A 17085-nucleotide genomic window follows, 5' to 3' on the forward strand; every position below is an offset into this window, starting at 1 on the left:
TTGCGTCATGTAAAAGTGTTTTTTTGTCCAACTTCACAATCACAAGTCGAGATTAAGGCCGAGATAGAGCAAAAATTTGTCGTCTAACTTGTTGAAATTCAACCCGGTTATCTGCTCTATCCGCCCCAGCCGATAGCGCAGGGTATTGGGGTGAATGAACAGCGCTTCGGCACAGCGATGCAGATCACAATCCTGCAAGAAATAGTGGCGCAGGGTCTTCTGCAGCGCCCCCTTGCCATCTTCCCGGGCCAGTTTCTGCAGCGGTGCGCGCAGCTGATCCGCCTGCCAGGAGTCCGCCAGACTCCCCAGCAGCACCGGCAAACGGTAGTCCTCAAAGAAGTAGACCTGTTTGCGCGGCGCCTGCCGCATGCCACGGCGCAGGGTATCCCGCGCCGTCTGGTAAGAGCGCGCCAGCCCGTCGATCCCGGCGAAGTAATCGCCCACCGCGATATGCACCTTGAAGTGGGGAATGCGGGCCAGCAACTGCTTGATCCGGCTGCGCTCCTGCGCCGATTGCCAGACGCCATCACTCAACTGCGCCGGTTTGAGCACCACTATCTCGTCGAGCCCGTTGATGGCGACCAGATTGTCCCGCTCCGGATTTTCCAGCTGATGGACCAGCTCTCGCAGACGAGCCGGATCCGCCTCCTCCAGCGCCAGCACGGCCACCACCCGAGGCTGGGCCAACTCCAGTCCGAGAAAACGGGCCGCCTGCTGCAATTGATCGACTCGCCCCTCACCACGAATGAGCTGCAACACCAGCTCCTCCTTGTGGCGCTTGTCCCACTGCAGCTGCTCGGTGAGCGCCGCCTGCTCCAGGATCAGCTCGGCGGTCATTCGCACCAGCTCAGCGTAAGCACGCACTTCCTCCGGATCGCCGGAGATGCCGATCACCCCGATCAGCTCCCCCTGATAGGAGATGGGCAAATTGATGCCTGGTCGCACCCCTTTGAGCTGCAGGGCTGTCGCTTCGCTAATCTCCACCACCCGGTTTTCAGTGAGCGCCAGCACGGCCCCTTCGTGACGCTGATGGATCCGCTCCGGATTGCCGGACGCAATGATGAGGCCGTGTTCGTCCATCACGTTGACCGAAAAGGAGAGGATCTTCATCGCCCGCGCGACGATCTGGCGGGCAAGGTTATCGTTTAGCTGCATAACATCTCCGGACAAGGGGCTGACCTGGCTACGTCACCACGAGGCGATTCAGGGCACATGGGCGCAAAGATGCCACATCATCAAGACAAGCGAGAGGGGGATCGCTAGAATAGGCCACTTTACCCGATGTGTGCCCCGCCATGGAGCAGGAATTGCGTGCTTGCACCCGCCTGCCCGTGCTGGCCCATCCCTCCGATCTGGACTGTGCTATGGATTATGAATTTCGCCGCGACCCGTTTGGTGGCTATCGCGCCCGGTTCTCCATGGGCCATGAAGCCATCGGTCAGTGGCTGATCGACGAGGTTGGCAAGGATGAGGAGAAGCTCGACGAGCTCTTCTCCATCATTGATCAGCTCTCCAACCGCACCCGAGTCGAATACCGGCTCAACGGCGGTGACTACTCCCTGCTGCTGACCCATGAAGAGGCGGAGGTGAAAGCCAACGCCCTCAATATCGAGCTGGGTGAGGATCTTGACGATCTCGCCTACTACGATGATGAACAGCTGGCCATGTGCGGGCTGGAAGATTTTGCCCAGGTGCTCGGCTCCTGGCGCGCCTTTATCCGTAACGAGGATATGGGCTGATTGACCCAATGTCGGGCAAATGTGCCCTTTTGCCTAACTCAACAGGATTGACTATGTCTATTTACGATTTTGATGACGAACTGCCGGAAGACGAAGAACAGGAATCCACCAAGAAAGCGGCTGCACCTGCCAAGAAGAAAGGCAAGCAGGTGATGAACACTCAGGTCAACCTGAGCCCGCGCGATGCCAGCCGTCTGAACGGCATGCACGTTGAAGCGATCGCCACGCTGGACGACGTCAGCCTGCCGAAGAACGTCATCTTCAAGGCTGGCCTGATCGCCCTGGGCGAACTGGAAGCCGGCAAGCGCGCCGATATCATCGCCCGCGTGATCGCAGAATCAGGCCGCTAATCGCCCCTGAAGGCATAAAGAAAGCCGGAGCCACTGCTCCGGCTTTTTAATTGGTGCCAATCTGCTCTGACTCAGGGTTGCTCACAGCGCAGCAGACGTGGCTGTCCCCAGGGAACCAGTTGGTCGTAATGGCCACTGGCACGTGCCGCAGCCAAGGCTTCGTTGAAGCGTTCTATCAGTTCGCGTCCATTTTGCATCTTGCGCGACACCAGCAAATAGAAGGTATCCCGCTGGCGAAAATAGGGGAGCGGTTGCAGATAGTTCGGGTCGCCGAACACCTGCATGCTGGCGGCCGCCGTCACCGCATCATTCATCGGCATCAGATCAACCCGTTTCCGCTCAAGCAGTTGCAGACATTGCACCAAACTCTTGGGGCGAGTGAGCCGCAATGAAAAACGGGCAATCACCTCATCTGCGTGACTGGTGCTCCAGCTGGCAGGAATACAGACTCTCAACCCCTGCCACTTGCCATCGAGTACCGCATCACTGCCACGATAGGTGAACCAGGAGAGGTGATCGATATGAATGGGGGCGCTGTAATAGAACAGCTTGGCTCGCTCACGCGTCCAGGCATAAGGGAAGGTGGCGGATGCCAGGCCGTTGCGAACCAGCTCGTAGCCCCGGTTCCATGGCAGGTAATCCACCTTCAGCTCGTCATAGCCAGCCTCGCGCAGCAGGGTCGTCACCAGCCGGGTGCTCTGCCCACCATCAGGCAGCCCGGCCCCGGAATAGGGCGAAAAATCTCCGGTTACCAGCGACAGGGGGGCGCATGACAACCATCCACACCAACAACAGAACAACCAGCCATAGTGCTTCATCGCCATCCCTCTCTTTACTCTCCAGTTCAGTATAGGAGGCTGACCCAAATAACCCGGTCTGGTTGCCTTTGCGCCAACGCCCCTGCTAAGGTGCAGCGCTTTTATTACAGAGGAGTTCCGATGTTACCCCTACCTGACATACTGATCTGGGCAGCACTGGCACTGGCCACCCTGCTCTGTATGGCACGCCAACGCCTGCCAGGTTTCCTGCTGCTTGCTGTGGCTCTGCTGCTGGCGCTCTGGCTGGATCGCATCACCACGACCGCACTGCTGGTGACGCTGGCAGCCCTGCTGCTGGCCTGGCGTCTGCCCACCTTCTCCGGCCATAGCCGCCCCCTCGCATGGTCAGCCCTGCTGGCATGGGCGGTGGCACTGACCCTGCACCTGATCCCCGGTTTCAGCAATCTCAAGGTGCTGGATCAGGTACTGGCAGGCCCCGCCAGTGTGCCATTCAACATGTATCTGAACCTCGACAAGCCACTGCTCTTCTTTGGGCTGCTGCTGGCCTGTCCGACGCTGCTTGGTAAGGGAGGCGCTATCCGCTGGCGTCCGCTGGCTCTGTTACTGCTGCCGCTGGGTGCCCTGCTGGTCATCGCCTGGCAGTTGGGGGCACTGAAACCAGAAGTGGGTCTGCCCCACTGGTGGTGGCTGTTTGCACTCAACAACCTGCTGTTCACCTGCGTGGCGGAAGAGGCGCTGTTTCGAGGCGCTATTCAGCAGGGGCTGACCGAGCGTTACCGCCCCTGGATTGGCATCATCGTGGCCGCGCTACTGTTCGGAGCCATCCACCTGCCCGGTGGCCCACTGCTGGCGCTGTTTGCGACCCTGGCAGGCTGCTGCTACGGCTTGGTATTCCAGCTCAGCGGGCGACTCTCCGTGGCCATCCTGATCCACTTCGCCTTCAACTTCGCCCATCTGGTGCTCTTCACCTACCCGCTGGCCAGAGCCTGACGGTCAACTGCGCGGCGTCTTGCCCTTGAACTGCTTGACGCTGCGTTTGGCCTGAGTACGGCGATTGGCCTGCTTGTCACGAGGGGGGCGTTTGCCCTCCCCGCTGGCAGGCTGGTCGGTGACCGGGAATCCCGCCAGATCTCCCAGCGGCAGCTCGCGGCCGGTCAGGGTGCGGATGGCTTGCAGCATGTCACTCTCGCCATGACAAACCAGCGAGATGGCCAACCCCTCGCGGCCAGCCCTGGCGGTACGCCCGATGCGGTGAACGTAGACAGGGGCACTGGCGGGCAAGTCCAGATTGATCACCAGCGGCAGCGCCTCCACATGGATGCCGCGCGCCATCAGGTCGGTGGCCACCAGCACCCGCACCCGACCCTCCTTGAAATCATTGAGCGCCTGCTCGCGCACCGCCTGCTCCTTCTCGCCATGGAGAGCAGCCACCGCAATGCCCGCCTTGGCCAGCTTTCTGGCGACCCCGTCGGCATCATCCCGCGCACTGATAAAGACCAGCACCTGCGGCCACGCCTGCTCCTTGAGCAGGCTGATGAGCGCCGGCACCTTGCTGCTCTTGTTGACCAGATAGAGTCGCTCTTCGATCTCGTTCACCACGCTGTTGAGGGGTGTGGCCTCGATACGGGTTGGCTCACGCAGCAGGCCGTTGGCCAGCGCCTCCAGCTCGGCAGGCAAGGTGGCGGAGAAGAGCAGGGTCTGGCGATCCACCGGAATAAAGCCGAGCAGCGCCTTGATGTCGGGAGCAAAGCCCATCTCCAGCAGACGATCCGCCTCATCCAGCACCAGCAGCTGCAGACCATCCAGCCCCAACAACTGTTGGGTCAGCAGATCCCGCAACCGCCCGGGTGTAGCCACCAGCAGCTGTGGCCCCTGCGCCAGTTCGGCCTGTTGCCGCTCCTGCGCAACGCCCCCACACAACGTCACGATGCACAATCCCAGCGCCTCGGCCCCCTCTTTAAGCGCGGCAGATACCTGAATCGCCAGCTCGCGGGTTGGCACCAGCACCAGACCCTGCACCTGGCTGGAGGCAGAATCGAGCCGTTGCAGCAGCGGCAAACCAAACGCCAGCGTCTTGCCGCTGCCGGTCTGGGCCAGTGCCAGCAGATCCTGCCCCGCCAACGCCGCCGGAATCGCCAGCTGCTGGATGCGGGTCGGCGTCTGCAAGGTGGTGGACAAAGAGGCCAGCAGAGCGGGATGGAGGGCAAGTTCGCGAAAGGTCATGGCGCTACGTCAACAAAGAAGTGGGAGGCGAAGTCTAGTGAGCGGGGGCCGAGAAGTAAAACCCTATCCATGATGGCCAGGCCAAGGGGGGATTGCAACGGGCTGACTACACTTGAGCTGACCCATCACAGAGAAAACTGTCATGACCAGACACATCCCCATCCTGCTGCTGACCAGTGCGCTGCTTGGCAGCATCTCGCTCGGCCTGTCCGGCAGCACGGCGAGCGACAGTGCGGCCGAACAGGCCAAACCGGTGCGTACTCTTAACGCGCATCTCGGTGAGCTGCCGGGACTGATCAATGCCGACAAGACAGGACCTTTCGTTGATTTAGTGCGCGCCATCGACGATCTTCATCCCGATGTGACCATCAGAATCACCATCTATCCCATCGCCCGGGCCATGGCCGGAGTGATCGCTGGCAAGGCAGATCTCGGTCTGCCCGCCATCCGCAATCTCAGGGAGGTCGATATGCTCCCCTACCGTTTCAGTACCCGCAGCTTTGGCAAGGTGGCCCATGTGATTTACAGCAATACTGCCCATCCGGTCACCACAGATATGGCCTATGGCATAGTGCCCACCAAACGGGATCTGCTGATTGAAGCCGTTCCCGACTATATGCCCTTCTCGGTACAGCGCTCGATGAGTATCGAGCAGTCACTGCGCAAACTGTCTCGGGGTCGCATAGACGCCTTTGTCTGGGCACAAGAAGAGGCGGACCTGATGCTGAAAAATCTGAAGCTGACCAATATTCGCCGTGAATTCTTTGGTGATTTCGAGGATGTCTTCATCATCCAGAAAGGGGGGAGCGGGGATGAAATAGACGAATTTTTAAGTCGTTCCATTGAGCAACTCGCCGCCACCGGCAAACTGGCCGAGATCTACGAGAAGATCCACCGCCCCTATGTGGAGTGGCAACCCTCCCCACCCGCCAAGGCTGAACCGGCGACCACCCCGCCCGCAACACCCTGAACAGACAATTCCCGCATAAAAAATCCCGCCGAAGCGGGATTTTTTATGGCTTGCAGCCTTACAGCACGGCCAGAGCAGCGGCGTAGTTCGGCTCGTCGGCCACTTCTGCGACCAGCTCACTGTGCAGCACCTTGTTGTCACCATCCAGTACCACGATGGCGCGAGCGGTCAGACCTACCAGCGGGCCGGAAGAGAAGGCAACGCCGTAATCCTCCATAAAGGCCGCACCGCGCAGGGTGGAGAGGGTCACTACCTTGTCCAGACCTTCGGCGCCGCAGAAGCGGGACTGGGCGAACGGCAGATCGGCGGAGATGCACAGCACGACAGTGTTATCCAGCGCGCTGGCCTGCTCGTTGAACTTGCGCACAGAGGTCGCGCAGGTGGGAGTATCGACGCTCGGGAAAATATTCAGGATTTTGCGCTGACCGGCAAAGCTTGCCAGGGTCACGTCGGAAAGATCCTTGGCCACCAGGGAGAAGGGCTTGGCTTGCTCACCGGCGACCGGGAAGTGACCAGCGACGGAAACCGGGTTGCCTTGCAGAGTGACTGAGTTGCTCATGTGTTATGTCCTTTATTGGTGTAGTAAAAATCCGAGTGATCAGTATAGGGGCGGCGGGACCAGACAAACACCCGCGAAGACAAGGGATATAAAGGGGTTGACCTTGGACTTAACACCAAGGTTTAGACTCCTTCTCGGTAATCAGGGATCTCGCAGGGGCGGGATCCATCAAGAGGGACTCATCATGAGCAAATCCTGCTGCAATCATCAGCACGCCGCCCCCATCAAGGCCGTCAGCAAGGCGGCCTCTGGCCAGAGTGAACATCACCACGATAGCCACTGCTGCGACAACACCACGCCCGTCAGTTGCTGTTCAACCCAGACGCCTCATGAGCACACATCCCGTGACGGCAATGAATCCCCCGGGGATGAAGAGCCTCCCCGAGGAGGCTGTCACGATCAAGCGTGCTGCAGCGCCTCCTTATCACCAGCTCACGAGCATGAGCATGAGCATGAGCACGATATGCCCCCTGCAGACCCGCTGGTTGCGCCGGTGCAAGGCAACAGCCGCCACAGCTGGCAGGTATTGGGGATGGATTGCCCCAGCTGCGCCCGCAAGATCGAGACAGCCGTCTGCCGGGTGAGCGGCGTGCAGCAGGCACGCGTGCTGTTTGCCACCGAGAAGCTGGTAGTGGATCTGGCCCCAGGCCTCTCCCCGGATCCCGTCACCGCCGCCGTGCTGGCCGCAGGTTTCCAGCTCAAGGGGGAAAGTGCTGACAAGCAGGCAGCTGGCCGTAAGCAAGCTTCACAACAGCCCCTGCAAGGAAATCTATTCGGTAACTTGTTGGGCAAATATTGGCAACCCCTGTCACTGGCGGGTCTGATGCTGGTTGCCGCCCTGCTGCCGAAAGAGCTCGGTCAGCCACTCTTTACCCTGGCGACCCTCTGGGGTCTGTGGCCCATCTCCCGCAAGGCGTGGGCGCTGACCAAGAGCGGCTCCCCCTTCGCCATCGAGACCCTGATGACGGTCGCCGCCGTGGGCGCCCTGTTCCTCGGCGAAACCGCCGAAGCGGCCATGGTGCTGCTGCTCTTTATGCTGGGTGAACATCTGGAGGCCTACGCCGCCGGACGCGCCCGGGCCGGAGTGACCGCGCTGATGGCGCTGGTGCCTGAGAAGGCGCTGCGGATCTGTGCCACTGCCGAGGGCGAGGTGCGGGAAGAGGTCGGCGCCGATGAGCTGCGTCCCGGCGACATTATCGAAATCGCTCCGGGTGCCCGCTTGCCTGCCGACGCCCGCCTGCTCGATGAGCTCGGTGCGTTTGACGAGAGCGCCCTGACTGGCGAATCCATTCCGGTGGAACGTCGCCAGGGGGACAAGGTGCCGGCCGGCAGTCTGGCTGCCGATCGAGTGCTGCGCCTTGAGGTGGTGTCCGAACCCGGCAACAACGCCATCGACCGCATTCTGCACCTCATCGAGGAGGCCGAAAGCCAGCGCGCGCCCATCGAGCGCTTTATCGGCCGCTTCAGCCGCTGGTATACCCCGGCCATGATGCTGGTCGCCCTGCTGGTGGTGCTGGTGCCGCCCCTTGCCTTCGGCCAGAGCTGGGACGAGTGGATCTATCGTGGCCTAGCACTGCTGCTCATTGGTTGCCCCTGCGCGCTGGTCATCTCCACCCCGGCAGCGGTTACCTCGGCACTGGCCGCCGCCACCCGTCAGGGGGCGCTGATCAAAGGGGGGGCCGCGCTGGAGCGATTGGCCCATATCGATACCGTGGCGTTTGACAAGACCGGCACCCTGACCCTGGGCAAGCCGCAACTGACCGAGCTGGTCAGCCTCAATGGCCAACCGGAGACCGAGTTGCTGGCACTGGCGGCTGCCATCGAGCAGGGCTCCCACCACCCGCTGGCCCGCGCCGTGGTCGCCAACGCGACCGAACAGGGGCTGACGCTGGCGGAGGCCCGCGACCTGCGCGCACTGCCGGGCATGGGGGTTGAGGGACGCATCAACGGTGAACTGTGGCAACTGCTGGCACCGAGCCGGGTGGCGGCCCTGAATATGGAACAGCAAACCCGGATTGCTTCGCTGGAGCAACAGGGCAAGACGGTGGTCGTGCTATGCCAGAGCAGCGGCGACCAGGCGCTGCCGGTCGCCCTGCTGGCGCTGCGGGATCAGATCCGGCCGGAGGCGGCGGCTGCGCTGCAAGAGCTCAACCGGCTCGGGCTCAACAGCATTATGTTGACCGGCGATAACCCCCGTGCCGCCGAGGCGATCGCCACCGAGCTGGGCATGGGCTGGCGCGCCGGTCTGCTGCCGGAGAACAAGGTAGAAGAGATCGCCAAGCTGGCCAGCACCCGGAAGGTTGCCATGATCGGCGATGGCATCAACGATGCCCCCGCCATGAAGCGGGCCAGTATCGGCATCGCCATGGGGGGCGGCACCGATGTGGCGCTGGAGACCGCCGATGCGGCGCTGACCCACAACCAGCTCGGCGGTATTGCCGCGATGATCCGGCTGTCGCGGGCGGCACTGGCCAATATTCACCAGAATATTGCGCTGGCGCTGGGGCTTAAAGCCATCTTCCTGGTCACCAGCCTGCTCGGCATCACCGGACTGTGGATTGCGGTGCTGGCCGATACCGGCGCCACCGCGCTGGTGACCGCCAACGCCTTGCGGCTGCTGCGCAAGCGTTAAGCCAGCCAATGGCATCCCAGCCAAAAGCCGTCCCCCAACCGGGACGGCTTTTCTTTTTCCTCTCATTTCTCTCACGGCACCCCGTAAAAGAAAAAGCGCGCCTGCCGGTCGGCAGTCGCGCTTTGCTTACTCTCTCGGAGTTATCCCACCCTTGGCAAGGTGGAATTCAACCCGGGGGCGCCGAGCCATCCCCCGGACTCAATGGCTTGCTTACTTGACGCTGCACTCCTGAATGACGGCAGTACCTGCCTTGACGCCAGCCGGGTCAACCTTCACCAGCACACTCCACAGCCCCTGCGGCAAGGTGATGCTGTTATTGGCACTGCCCCCCTTGGAGAAGGCGAACGAATAGCCGGTTTCAGCGTTCACCGCGCCGCCACCGTTGAGCAGGTACTCCTTGCTCCAGTCCTCGTTGGCGACCTTGAACTCGGTGCTGCCAGCGTAGTTGAACGCCGCCTGATAGATGGCGAGATCGCCGTCCATCCCCTTGTAGCTCAGCTGGTACTGAGGTTGGGCTCCCCAGCCGGAGAGCTCACCCTTGACGAAGAGGTTGTAGCCAAGCGGATTGCCCGCCACCGTATCCAGCACCTTGCAGCTCTGCACAGGCTCGGTGAAGCTGACGCTCAGGGTCGGTTTGTCCTTGTTCATGGCGGTAAAGACAAACTTGTAGCTGCCTGCCTTGGCCAGATCGACACCGATATTGCCGGTTTCTCCCCCCTTGCAAAGGGTCAGCGGAGTGCCAACCACCAGCTTGTCACCGGCGTTACAGCTGCCGTAGTTGACCGGCCCCCAGCTGGCGTCAGCGATCTTGACGCTGGTGGTACCCAGCTTGTCGGTGCTCACCTCGGTAGTGAACTCGTACATAAAGTTGCCGCTGAAGGTCATCTGGTTGGTGTTGCCCCACTCATCGAGGAACCCCTTCAGATAAACATCGGTGTTGCCAAACGGTGGCAGGGTGCTCAGGTCGGTCTTCTTGCTGACCGGCAGGCCCGCACCCTGTGCACCAGACTGCGGCTTGACGAACACAGCGGCAGACCAGGCCCCCAGCGTCAGCTGGCCGTTATCATAGGCGGCGCCGCTGGCGATGCTGTCGACTGCGCGATGCTTGCTGCTTAGCACCATACCGCTCAGATCGATCGGCTGATCGTTACCGTCACGGAAGTCGCCGATGCTCTGGCTCTGGTTGCTGGCGTTGATCATCACCACCAGACCGTCGATGGCCGGATCCAGATCCGCTCCGGCACTGACGCCATCATCCACCGTCATGACGATAAGGCCGGGCACCTGATCCGGGCCGGTATTGCGGAAGTCGACCCGCTTGATCACCTCGGCGCCACTGCCCAGACGCAGCAGGCGGGAGGAGTTGCGCAGCTCCGCCAGCTCCTGATAGAAGCTCACCATCTGCGCCATCTCGGCCGAGCCAGGCTTGGCATGCTTGCCGAGCACCTGCTCGATCAGTGGATAGTTGTCGCCATCCTTGTCCTTGCGCGGCAATCCCTTGTCGAAGTTGTTGTCGCCCAGGGTGTAGTCGACCTTGTTGTACCAGTCGCCCGAGTCATAGCTGTCCCGCTCCATGGATTTGGAACGCAGCAGCTCGACACCGGCGTGGGTGAAGGGAATGCCCTGACCCAGCATGGCAGTCGCTAGCGAGACCCCCTGCATCCGCACCAGATCGGCTCCGGCAGGCGCCTTGTAGATCAGGTTGTCGAACAGGGTCTGGTTGTCGTGCTTGTCGACGTAGTTCTGCACTTCCACCGGATCCTGGGCATAACCGGCAGGTTGACCGTTGTAGTCGATCTCGGCGCCTTTCTTTGGCATGCCATCCTTGTCGGTCAGCACGAACTCCTTGAGGTTGCCCGCCATGCCGAGCCGCACCAGATCGGACTGGTGCAAGGCCGTTGCCAGCTCCACCTTGCTCATTTCGTTAGGATCGACGAAGGCACCGTTGCCAAAGCCCTGGGTCTTGCGAATGGTATCGCCACCGTCAAACGGACTGCCGCCGCGCACCGCATCGCGCAAGCGGTCGGAGAAGGAGCCGATGCCAGTACCACCCAGATGCTTCTGGGTCGCCTGCACGAAGCGCTTGTCATCCTGCACTTCGCCGAAGTTCCACCCCTCGCCGTAGAAGTACATCTCGGGATTGACCTTCTTCACCGCGGCCAGCGCCTGCACCATCTGATCTTTCGGATGGTGGCCCATCAGGTCGAAGCGGAAGGCGTCGATCTTGTAGTCGCGCGCCCAGGTGACCAGAGAGTCATCCATCAGCTTGGCGAACATGGCGTGTTCCGGCGCCGTGTTGGAGCAGCAGGTGGAGTTCTCCACCGAGCCGGTCTCCGGATTGAGGCGCTGATAGTACCAGGGCACTATCTTGTCGAGCACCGACTTGGGGCCGAGCCCGGATTCGTTGGTATGGTTGTAGACCACATCCATCACCACGTTCATGCCGATGTTCTGCTTGATGGCCTTGACCATCTCGCGGAACTCCAGAATACGTTTGGTCCCCTCGGCGTTGGTGGCGTAGGAGCCTTCCGGCGTGGTGTAGTGGTAGGGATCATAACCCCAGTTGAAGGAGTCGACGCCGCGCAGATAGCCGGAGAGCTCCTGCACCTGCGGATTATCCTTGCTGTCGCCACCTTGCAGGTCGGCCAGCACATCTCCCACGGTCTGACCGCCACCGCAATAGCCACCAAATCTGGATGTTTTCACATCCGGATTGACCTGACAGAGCTTGCTGAAGTCATCGCCGAGATTGGCTACCTTGGCCGGATCCTCGTTGACGGTAGCGATATCAAACACCGGCAGCAGGTGCAGGTGGCTGACGCCGCTTTTTGCCAGCGCTTTCAGATGGTTGACCGGTACAGAGTCGGGCTGGGTCAGACCGACAAACTTGCCGCGCTTCTCTTCATCGGTGGAGGCATCGTTACCGGTCAGGTCGCGAATATGGGCCTCATAGATGGTGATGTCGGCGGGGTTCTGCTGGCTGTGGGGCGCCTTGAGGCTGTCCCATCCTTCCGGTTTCAGGGCCGGATCGTCGAGATCCACTACCTGACTGAACTCGGAGTTCATCGCCAGACTCAGGGAGTAGGGATCGGTCACCTCATAGTGCTCAACCTTGCGGCTCAGCGGATGGTAGACCTCCATGTCGTAGCGGTAGAACTGGCCGATCAGCTCGCTGCCCCCCTCATAACTCCAGCTGCCGCTGGCGCTGTCGAAGGTCATCGCCACTTCACCACTCTTCTGGTGGCTGGCGTTGTAGAGGGCCAGCTTGACCGACTTGGCGGTCGGCGCCCAGAGGCGGAAGGTCACCCGGTTACCCTCCACCACGGCACCATAGCTCAGCTTGGTCGCCTCGGGAGCATAGAGCGCATCGAGGGCGCCGGCGCTCTGCACCAGGGTCGCCCCCTGCAGGATACCGTCGGCATCGGTGCCGATAGCCACCAGCTCACCCTTGAGCAGGGGCTTGAGATCTTTCCCGGCAGGCAGGGCAAAGGCGGCCGCATCCTTGAGGTGCGGATATTTGGCCTGCTGCTCGGCAGTCAGGCTGGTCGCGGTCAGGCTGATATAGGGGAAATCGAACACCCCATCGGCATTGGCCTTGATGGTGCCCGAGTCGGTGTAATAGAGGCGAACGTGGGGCTTGTCCTTGCCCCCTTGCCAAATCAGGGTATTGCCATCGATCAAATGAGCGCTGGCCCCCGCCACGCCAAAGGCGGCGGTAAAGGCTTCGGCACGGCTGCCAAACAGATCTTTCTTGCCCGCGACAATGGCCACGGTGCGATCCGGGTGCTCACTGAAGATCACCTTCATATCGCTGCCGGTCAGGTTGGCCAGATCGCCGTTGCGGGCGATAAAGTTGATGCACCCTTCCACCTTGTTGAGCGGAACGACCCAGGCCGGACCAAAGCTGTCGGCGGTGGCCGGTGTCTTGCTCTTGTCATCCCACCCGGTATTCAGGCCGCTATCTGCCGTTGCCTGGCAGGCGTCGTTGTTCCAAAGGTGCAGGCTGTAGCTGTCAAACGGTGCCTTGGCGCCTTTGGCTGCCGACTGGGTATCCACCAGTGCAATGACCACCTGATTGTCGCCGGCAACCAGCAACTCTTTCGGGGGATCCATCTTGGGCAGACGAGCGACAGGCCCATCGGTGACTTCAGGTGTAGGCGGTGTAGGGGGGACGGGGTTCACACCGGAGGCATCAGAGCTGTTGTCATTACAGCCAGACAAAAGCGCGAGCAGTGAGGCTGTTACCAGCGCCACTTTGGTCTTTTTCATATCCATATTTTTATAATTCCCGCTGTAGTTAGTCTCGATAGTCGAGCACCCGGTCATTGCCAGGCGGTGCCATATTAATCAGCGGCAATCGATTCAAATGTGAGCGAGAGGGCAAAAAAACCATCCAGTTTCAACAAGATAACGTTTTCAGACTGAAACTTCGATCCGGCTCACAGACCTCGCGGCCATTTGGCCTCATATCTGGAAAACGGCAGTCACGGGGTCAGAAAAGCAATGTCTGATCAAGTGGATAGACAAGGAGTAAGCAATGAAACGGATTGAAGAGCAGGCAAGACGACTCGATCAGGAGTATCAGGCGATCGGGCAGCTGTTCGACCAGTTCTGCCAGCAGGCTGGCGCCCTGGCCGAACAGTATCACTTCTTCAACTGGCCCGATTATGAAGACTCACCCCCGCTGAGCCGCGCCTTCACTCTGCTGGGGGAACCCCGCGAACTGCGGCTGCGCTGTCAGCCCGGTGAACGCTCCGCCCTCAATGGCCTGATCCAGGTGGTCTCGGAGGATGGCACCATAGATGCCAGCCTCGGATTTCGCGCCGATGGCCAGTTGCTGCTGGAGTCCGGCAAACTGCTGGACAACCCGCCCGGACTGCTGCTCAAGTTGCTGCTCGGCGCAATCTGGCAACACAAGCCGCAGGCCGATCTCTCACAACAGGAGATCTAGCTGCGGAGCCAACTGTTGAGTCGTTCTGGCTATTGTGGCCGCAGCACGCATCCACAATAGCCTGTGTCGAATGAAGGCGTGGTGGATTTACACCAGAGCATCACTCCTCGCTACGCCCAGCCCCCCGGCAGCAAATGTCCTGCTACTCCGGTTGCAACGGCTCCGCCACCTTGCCCTCCAGCTTTCTGACCGGCTTTTGCAGGATCAGGTTGGCCGGATAGGTGACCAGATCGCCGTTGTCATCACGCACCCGCACATAGAAGAGGCCGATCTCGGTGATGACGCCGGTGACCGAATCATCCTTGTCGAGGATGCGGATCCGGTCGCCAATCTTGTAGGGGAAGGCGAAGAAGATGGTGATGCTGGCGGTGATGTTGGAGAGGATCGACCACTGGGCGACCATGGCGACCCCCAATACCGCAAAGAAGGAGGACGCGAGCACCACCAGTCGGGAGAAGTCGAGCCCCCACACCCCGGCCAGCACCAGCAAGGTGGCACAGCCGAGCAGGAAGTGGAACACATGGGCCACGTAGAGCACCCGGTTCTCGCTCACCTGCCTGCTCTGACCGAGCGCCAGCAGGCTCTTGTGAATCAGCCGCCGGATCAGGGTATGCCCCAGCAACAGCAGTAGGGTCAGACCAATTGATTGCCACATGGGTTATGCCTCCTTACCACCAGCGCCGATGTTTGAGCCAGATAGCCAGCCCGCTGGCCAGCGCCACCAGCGAACCACAGAAGACCCAGAAGGCGGTCGGATTCTCGGCCCCGGGAATGCCCCCCAGGTTGATGCCAAACAGGCCGGTCAGGAAGCTGGCAGGTAAAAAGAGCAGCGCCATCACCGACATCTGGTAGGCGCGGCGGTTGGTCGCCTCCGCCATCAGATTGTTGATCTCGTCTGCCAGCACAGCGGTGCGTGCCACTCCCGCATCGAGGTCGTCGAGCCAGCGCCGCAGCCGATCGGCGATATCGAGCAGACGACGGCGATCATCCTCATCCAGCCAGCTGATCTTCTCGTTGGCAAGGCGCGCCACCAGATCCCGCTGGGGGGAGAGGTAGCGGCGGATCATGATGAGCTGCTTGCGGATCAGCGCCAAGCGGCCATTGGCGGGCATGTCGCGCATCAGCACCATCTCCTCCAGATCGAGGATCTTGTCGTGCAGTTCCTCGACAAACTCCCCCGCCCGATCGGTCAGGGCATCACAAATCTCCACCAGCCAGTCGGCCGGGGTATCGGCGCCGCCCCCCAGCTTGAGCTGGTTGAAGACATCCTGCTCGGAGAGCAGCGGACGACGACGGCTGCTGATGATGAGATCCGGGGTGATGAAGATGCGCAGCGCCACCATCTCTTCGGGCCTGTGATCCTTGTTGTGGTTGATGCCGCGCAGGATCAGCAGCACCGTCTCCCCCATCCGCACCAGCTTGGGACGATTGCTCTGGCCGAGCAGCGACTCCCTGGCCGCCTCGCTGAGCAAAGGGGTCTGCAACAGCCAGCGCGCCGAATCGGGATTGCCGTAATCCAGATGCAGCCAGCCGGGATGTGCCGCCGGGACTTCGCTTCCCGCCGTCAGCGGCGCCATGCCACCCTTGCCATCCAGGGTCAGGGCATAAATCACTTCACCGGGCACCCGATCCATCTCGTCTCCTTCTCGTTTCATATGCTGGCCCCAGCTTACACCAAAGGCGGGGCCGACTCAGCCCCGCGCCGGGAAGGGGAGGCCTGTGTTAACATGCCAGCTCTCGTTTTCCATCCGCGTTCACTACAGGAAACCATGCCATGCCCATCTGGGTTGATGCCGATGCCTGCCCCATTCCGGTCAAGGAGATCCTCTACCGCGCCGCCCACCGCGCCCAGATCGTCACCACCCTGGTGGCCAATCAGGGATTGCGGGTGCCCCCCTCGCCTTTCATCAAAACCCAGCAGGTGGAGAAGGGATTCGATGTGGCAGATCATGTCATCGCCCAGCAGGTTCAGCCCGGCGATCTGGTGATCACCGGTGATATCCCCCTCGCCTCCTGGGTGATCGATGCTGGCGGCGAGGCACTCAATCCCCGCGGCGAGATCTACACCCGCGAGACCATCAAGGCGCGGCTCGGCATGCGCAACTTTATGGAAGAGCTGCGCTCGGCCGGCGTGCAAACCGGCGGCCCGGCCCCCTTCAATGCCGCCGACAAGCAGCGCTTCGCCAACGCCCTCGACAAGTGGCTGGTCAAAGGCAAGTTATAAATAGGCTATAAAGGCGCCCAATTTGGGCGCTTTTTCGCCGTAACATCCTGATTTTTAAAATAAGAGCTGACCACAACCGTCAGGCTGGTAAGATGCGCCGCCATCTTGTCCACGCCGTAATCATCATGACCGCCCAAGGGCACCTGCTCTTCTCCGTTACCTGCACCCTGATCGCCCACAAACTGCAGCTCACTCCGGCCCTGGCAGATGCCAGTCTGTGGCAGACCATCCCTGCCGCGCTGGCCAGCGCCCTGTTGCCCGACCTCGACCACCCCAAATCTGTGCTGGGGCAGCGACTGCCGTGGATCTCGAAACCTCTGTCGCGGCTGTTCGGCCATCGCGGTTTCACCCACAGTCTGCTGGCGGTCGCCGCCGCCGTCTGGGGGCTGAACCAGAGCCTGCCGCCGGACACCTTGCCCATGGGGGTCAAGGATGCCCTGATCGTCGGCTACCTCAGCCATCTGCTGGGGGACTGGCTCACCCCGGCGGGCATTCCGCTCTTCTGGCCCATCAAGCGCCGTTACCGCCTGCCGGGCTGGCCGCTGCGCAGTGGCGGCGCCATCGAAACCGGCTTTTGCACCCTCACCCTGCTGGTTGCCGGCTGGTGGTGCGGCTGGCGCCTGTAAGCCAGAAATAAAAAAGCCCCTGACGAGGTCAG

At 61.2% G+C, this 17085-nt stretch carries 15 protein-coding genes; 8 read left to right on the forward strand and 7 right to left on the reverse strand.

The genetic code is table 11. The features are described 5' to 3' along the window. Positions 1 to 39: 39 nt before the first annotated feature. Entirely contained in the window at positions 40 to 1155 is a 1116-nt protein-coding gene (locus tag G5168_RS08740; protein WP_005357925.1) for a sugar diacid recognition domain-containing protein, read from the reverse strand. Positions 1156 to 1364: 209 nt separating this feature from the next. Here G5168_RS08740 and G5168_RS08745 point away from each other — a divergent pair, with 209 nt between their 5' ends. Both G5168_RS08745 and G5168_RS08750 read left to right on the forward strand, forming a co-directional pair. Then, positions 1365 to 1739 carry a YacL family protein gene (locus G5168_RS08745; RefSeq protein ID WP_031227767.1) on the forward strand — a complete coding sequence of 125 codons (375 nt, stop codon included), beginning with the start codon at positions 1365 to 1367 and terminating at the stop codon, positions 1737 to 1739. A 53-nt stretch (positions 1740 to 1792) separates the two neighbouring features. Continuing rightward, the gene (locus tag G5168_RS08750; RefSeq protein ID WP_005348860.1) at positions 1793 to 2089 is read left to right on the forward strand and encodes a hypothetical protein; all 297 of its coding nucleotides are present in this window, start codon (positions 1793 to 1795) and stop codon (positions 2087 to 2089) included. 71 nt (positions 2090 to 2160) lie between these two features. Here G5168_RS08750 and G5168_RS08755 read toward each other — a convergent pair whose 3' ends face one another. Continuing rightward, complete coding sequence (locus G5168_RS08755) at positions 2161 to 2865, reverse strand: substrate-binding periplasmic protein (RefSeq protein ID WP_421252083.1); 705 nt, start codon at positions 2863 to 2865, stop codon at positions 2161 to 2163. 162 nt (positions 2866 to 3027) lie between these two features. On the opposite strand from G5168_RS08755, the gene G5168_RS08760 reads away from it, so the two are divergent. Continuing rightward, positions 3028 to 3858: a CPBP family intramembrane glutamic endopeptidase gene (locus tag G5168_RS08760; protein ID WP_227341890.1), complete on the forward strand. Its 831-nt coding sequence runs from the start codon at positions 3028 to 3030 to the stop codon at positions 3856 to 3858. Between the two features lie 3 nt (positions 3859 to 3861). On the opposite strand, the gene G5168_RS08765 is transcribed toward G5168_RS08760, so the two are convergent. Next, positions 3862 to 5091 (reverse strand): DEAD/DEAH box helicase, encoded by a 1230-nt coding sequence (locus G5168_RS08765; RefSeq protein WP_421252084.1) that lies wholly within the window; start codon positions 5089 to 5091, stop codon positions 3862 to 3864. A 142-nt stretch (positions 5092 to 5233) separates the two neighbouring features. Between G5168_RS08765 and G5168_RS08770 the strand changes: the two genes are divergently transcribed. Further along, positions 5234 to 6061 (forward strand): transporter substrate-binding domain-containing protein, encoded by an 828-nt coding sequence (locus tag G5168_RS08770; RefSeq protein ID WP_100646827.1) that lies wholly within the window; start codon positions 5234 to 5236, stop codon positions 6059 to 6061. 58 nt (positions 6062 to 6119) lie between these two features. Here the strand turns inward: G5168_RS08770 and tpx are convergent, their stop codons facing one another. Beyond that, a complete protein-coding gene (gene tpx / locus G5168_RS08775; RefSeq protein WP_021230929.1) occupies positions 6120 to 6620 on the reverse strand; it encodes a thiol peroxidase in 501 nt (166 codons plus the stop codon). Positions 6621 to 6804: 184 nt separating this feature from the next. On the opposite strand from tpx, the gene G5168_RS08780 reads away from it, so the two are divergent. Next, entirely contained in the window at positions 6805 to 9252 is a 2448-nt protein-coding gene (locus G5168_RS08780) for a zinc/cadmium/mercury/lead-transporting ATPase (RefSeq protein ID WP_421252085.1), read from the forward strand. Positions 9253 to 9462: 210 nt separating this feature from the next. On the opposite strand, the gene pulA is transcribed toward G5168_RS08780, so the two are convergent. Then, positions 9463 to 13527 (reverse strand): pullulanase-type alpha-1,6-glucosidase, encoded by a 4065-nt coding sequence (pulA, locus tag G5168_RS08785; protein WP_421252086.1) that lies wholly within the window; start codon positions 13525 to 13527, stop codon positions 9463 to 9465. 262 nt (positions 13528 to 13789) lie between these two features. Between pulA and G5168_RS08790 the strand changes: the two genes are divergently transcribed. Continuing rightward, positions 13790 to 14203, forward strand: coding sequence for a hypothetical protein (locus G5168_RS08790; RefSeq protein ID WP_216952830.1), 414 nt, complete (start codon positions 13790 to 13792; stop codon positions 14201 to 14203). A gap of 142 nt (positions 14204 to 14345) precedes the next feature. Here the strand turns inward: G5168_RS08790 and G5168_RS08795 are convergent, their stop codons facing one another. After that, the gene (locus G5168_RS08795) at positions 14346 to 14858 is read right to left on the reverse strand and encodes a mechanosensitive ion channel domain-containing protein (RefSeq protein ID WP_005354921.1); all 513 of its coding nucleotides are present in this window, start codon (positions 14856 to 14858) and stop codon (positions 14346 to 14348) included. Between the two features lie 13 nt (positions 14859 to 14871). After that, positions 14872 to 15837 (reverse strand): zinc transporter ZntB, encoded by a 966-nt coding sequence (gene zntB / locus G5168_RS08800; RefSeq protein ID WP_005341467.1) that lies wholly within the window; start codon positions 15835 to 15837, stop codon positions 14872 to 14874. Positions 15838 to 15977: 140 nt separating this feature from the next. Between zntB and G5168_RS08805 the strand changes: the two genes are divergently transcribed. Together G5168_RS08805 and G5168_RS08810 are read left to right on the forward strand one after the other, a co-directional pair. After that, entirely contained in the window at positions 15978 to 16427 is a 450-nt protein-coding gene (locus tag G5168_RS08805; protein ID WP_064339342.1) for a YaiI/YqxD family protein, read from the forward strand. 125 nt (positions 16428 to 16552) lie between these two features. Continuing rightward, a complete protein-coding gene (locus G5168_RS08810; protein WP_041234360.1) occupies positions 16553 to 17053 on the forward strand; it encodes a metal-dependent hydrolase in 501 nt (166 codons plus the stop codon). Positions 17054 to 17085: the final 32 nt, after the last annotated feature.

Source organism: Aeromonas sp. 600724 (genome assembly GCF_049175135.1).
In the GTDB taxonomy this organism is placed as follows: Bacteria; Pseudomonadota; Gammaproteobacteria; order Enterobacterales; family Aeromonadaceae; genus Aeromonas; species Aeromonas veronii_A.

Bases quoted from the DNA above. Each gene is read 5' to 3' on its own strand.
- G5168_RS08745 (WP_031227767.1), top strand. From the start codon at position 1,365: ATGGATTATGAATTTCGCCGCGACCCGTTTGGTGGCTATCGCGCCCGG.
- G5168_RS08805 (WP_064339342.1), top strand. From the start codon at position 15,978: ATGCCCATCTGGGTTGATGCCGATGCCTGCCCCATTCCGGTCAAGGAG.
- G5168_RS08750 (WP_005348860.1), top strand. From the start codon at position 1,793: ATGTCTATTTACGATTTTGATGACGAACTGCCGGAAGACGAAGAACAG.
- G5168_RS08790 (WP_216952830.1), top strand. From the start codon at position 13,790: ATGAAACGGATTGAAGAGCAGGCAAGACGACTCGATCAGGAGTATCAG.
- pulA (WP_421252086.1), bottom strand. From the start codon at position 13,527: ATGGATATGAAAAAGACCAAAGTGGCGCTGGTAACAGCCTCACTGCTC.
- G5168_RS08810 (WP_041234360.1), top strand. From the start codon at position 16,553: ATGACCGCCCAAGGGCACCTGCTCTTCTCCGTTACCTGCACCCTGATC.
- G5168_RS08780 (WP_421252085.1), top strand. From the start codon at position 6,805: ATGAGCAAATCCTGCTGCAATCATCAGCACGCCGCCCCCATCAAGGCC.
- G5168_RS08795 (WP_005354921.1), bottom strand. From the start codon at position 14,858: ATGTGGCAATCAATTGGTCTGACCCTACTGCTGTTGCTGGGGCATACC.
- tpx (WP_021230929.1), bottom strand. From the start codon at position 6,620: ATGAGCAACTCAGTCACTCTGCAAGGCAACCCGGTTTCCGTCGCTGGT.
- G5168_RS08760 (WP_227341890.1), top strand. From the start codon at position 3,028: ATGTTACCCCTACCTGACATACTGATCTGGGCAGCACTGGCACTGGCC.
- zntB (WP_005341467.1), bottom strand. From the start codon at position 15,837: ATGGATCGGGTGCCCGGTGAAGTGATTTATGCCCTGACCCTGGATGGC.
- G5168_RS08740 (WP_005357925.1), bottom strand. From the start codon at position 1,155: ATGCAGCTAAACGATAACCTTGCCCGCCAGATCGTCGCGCGGGCGATG.
- G5168_RS08770 (WP_100646827.1), top strand. From the start codon at position 5,234: ATGACCAGACACATCCCCATCCTGCTGCTGACCAGTGCGCTGCTTGGC.
- G5168_RS08765 (WP_421252084.1), bottom strand. From the start codon at position 5,091: ATGACCTTTCGCGAACTTGCCCTCCATCCCGCTCTGCTGGCCTCTTTG.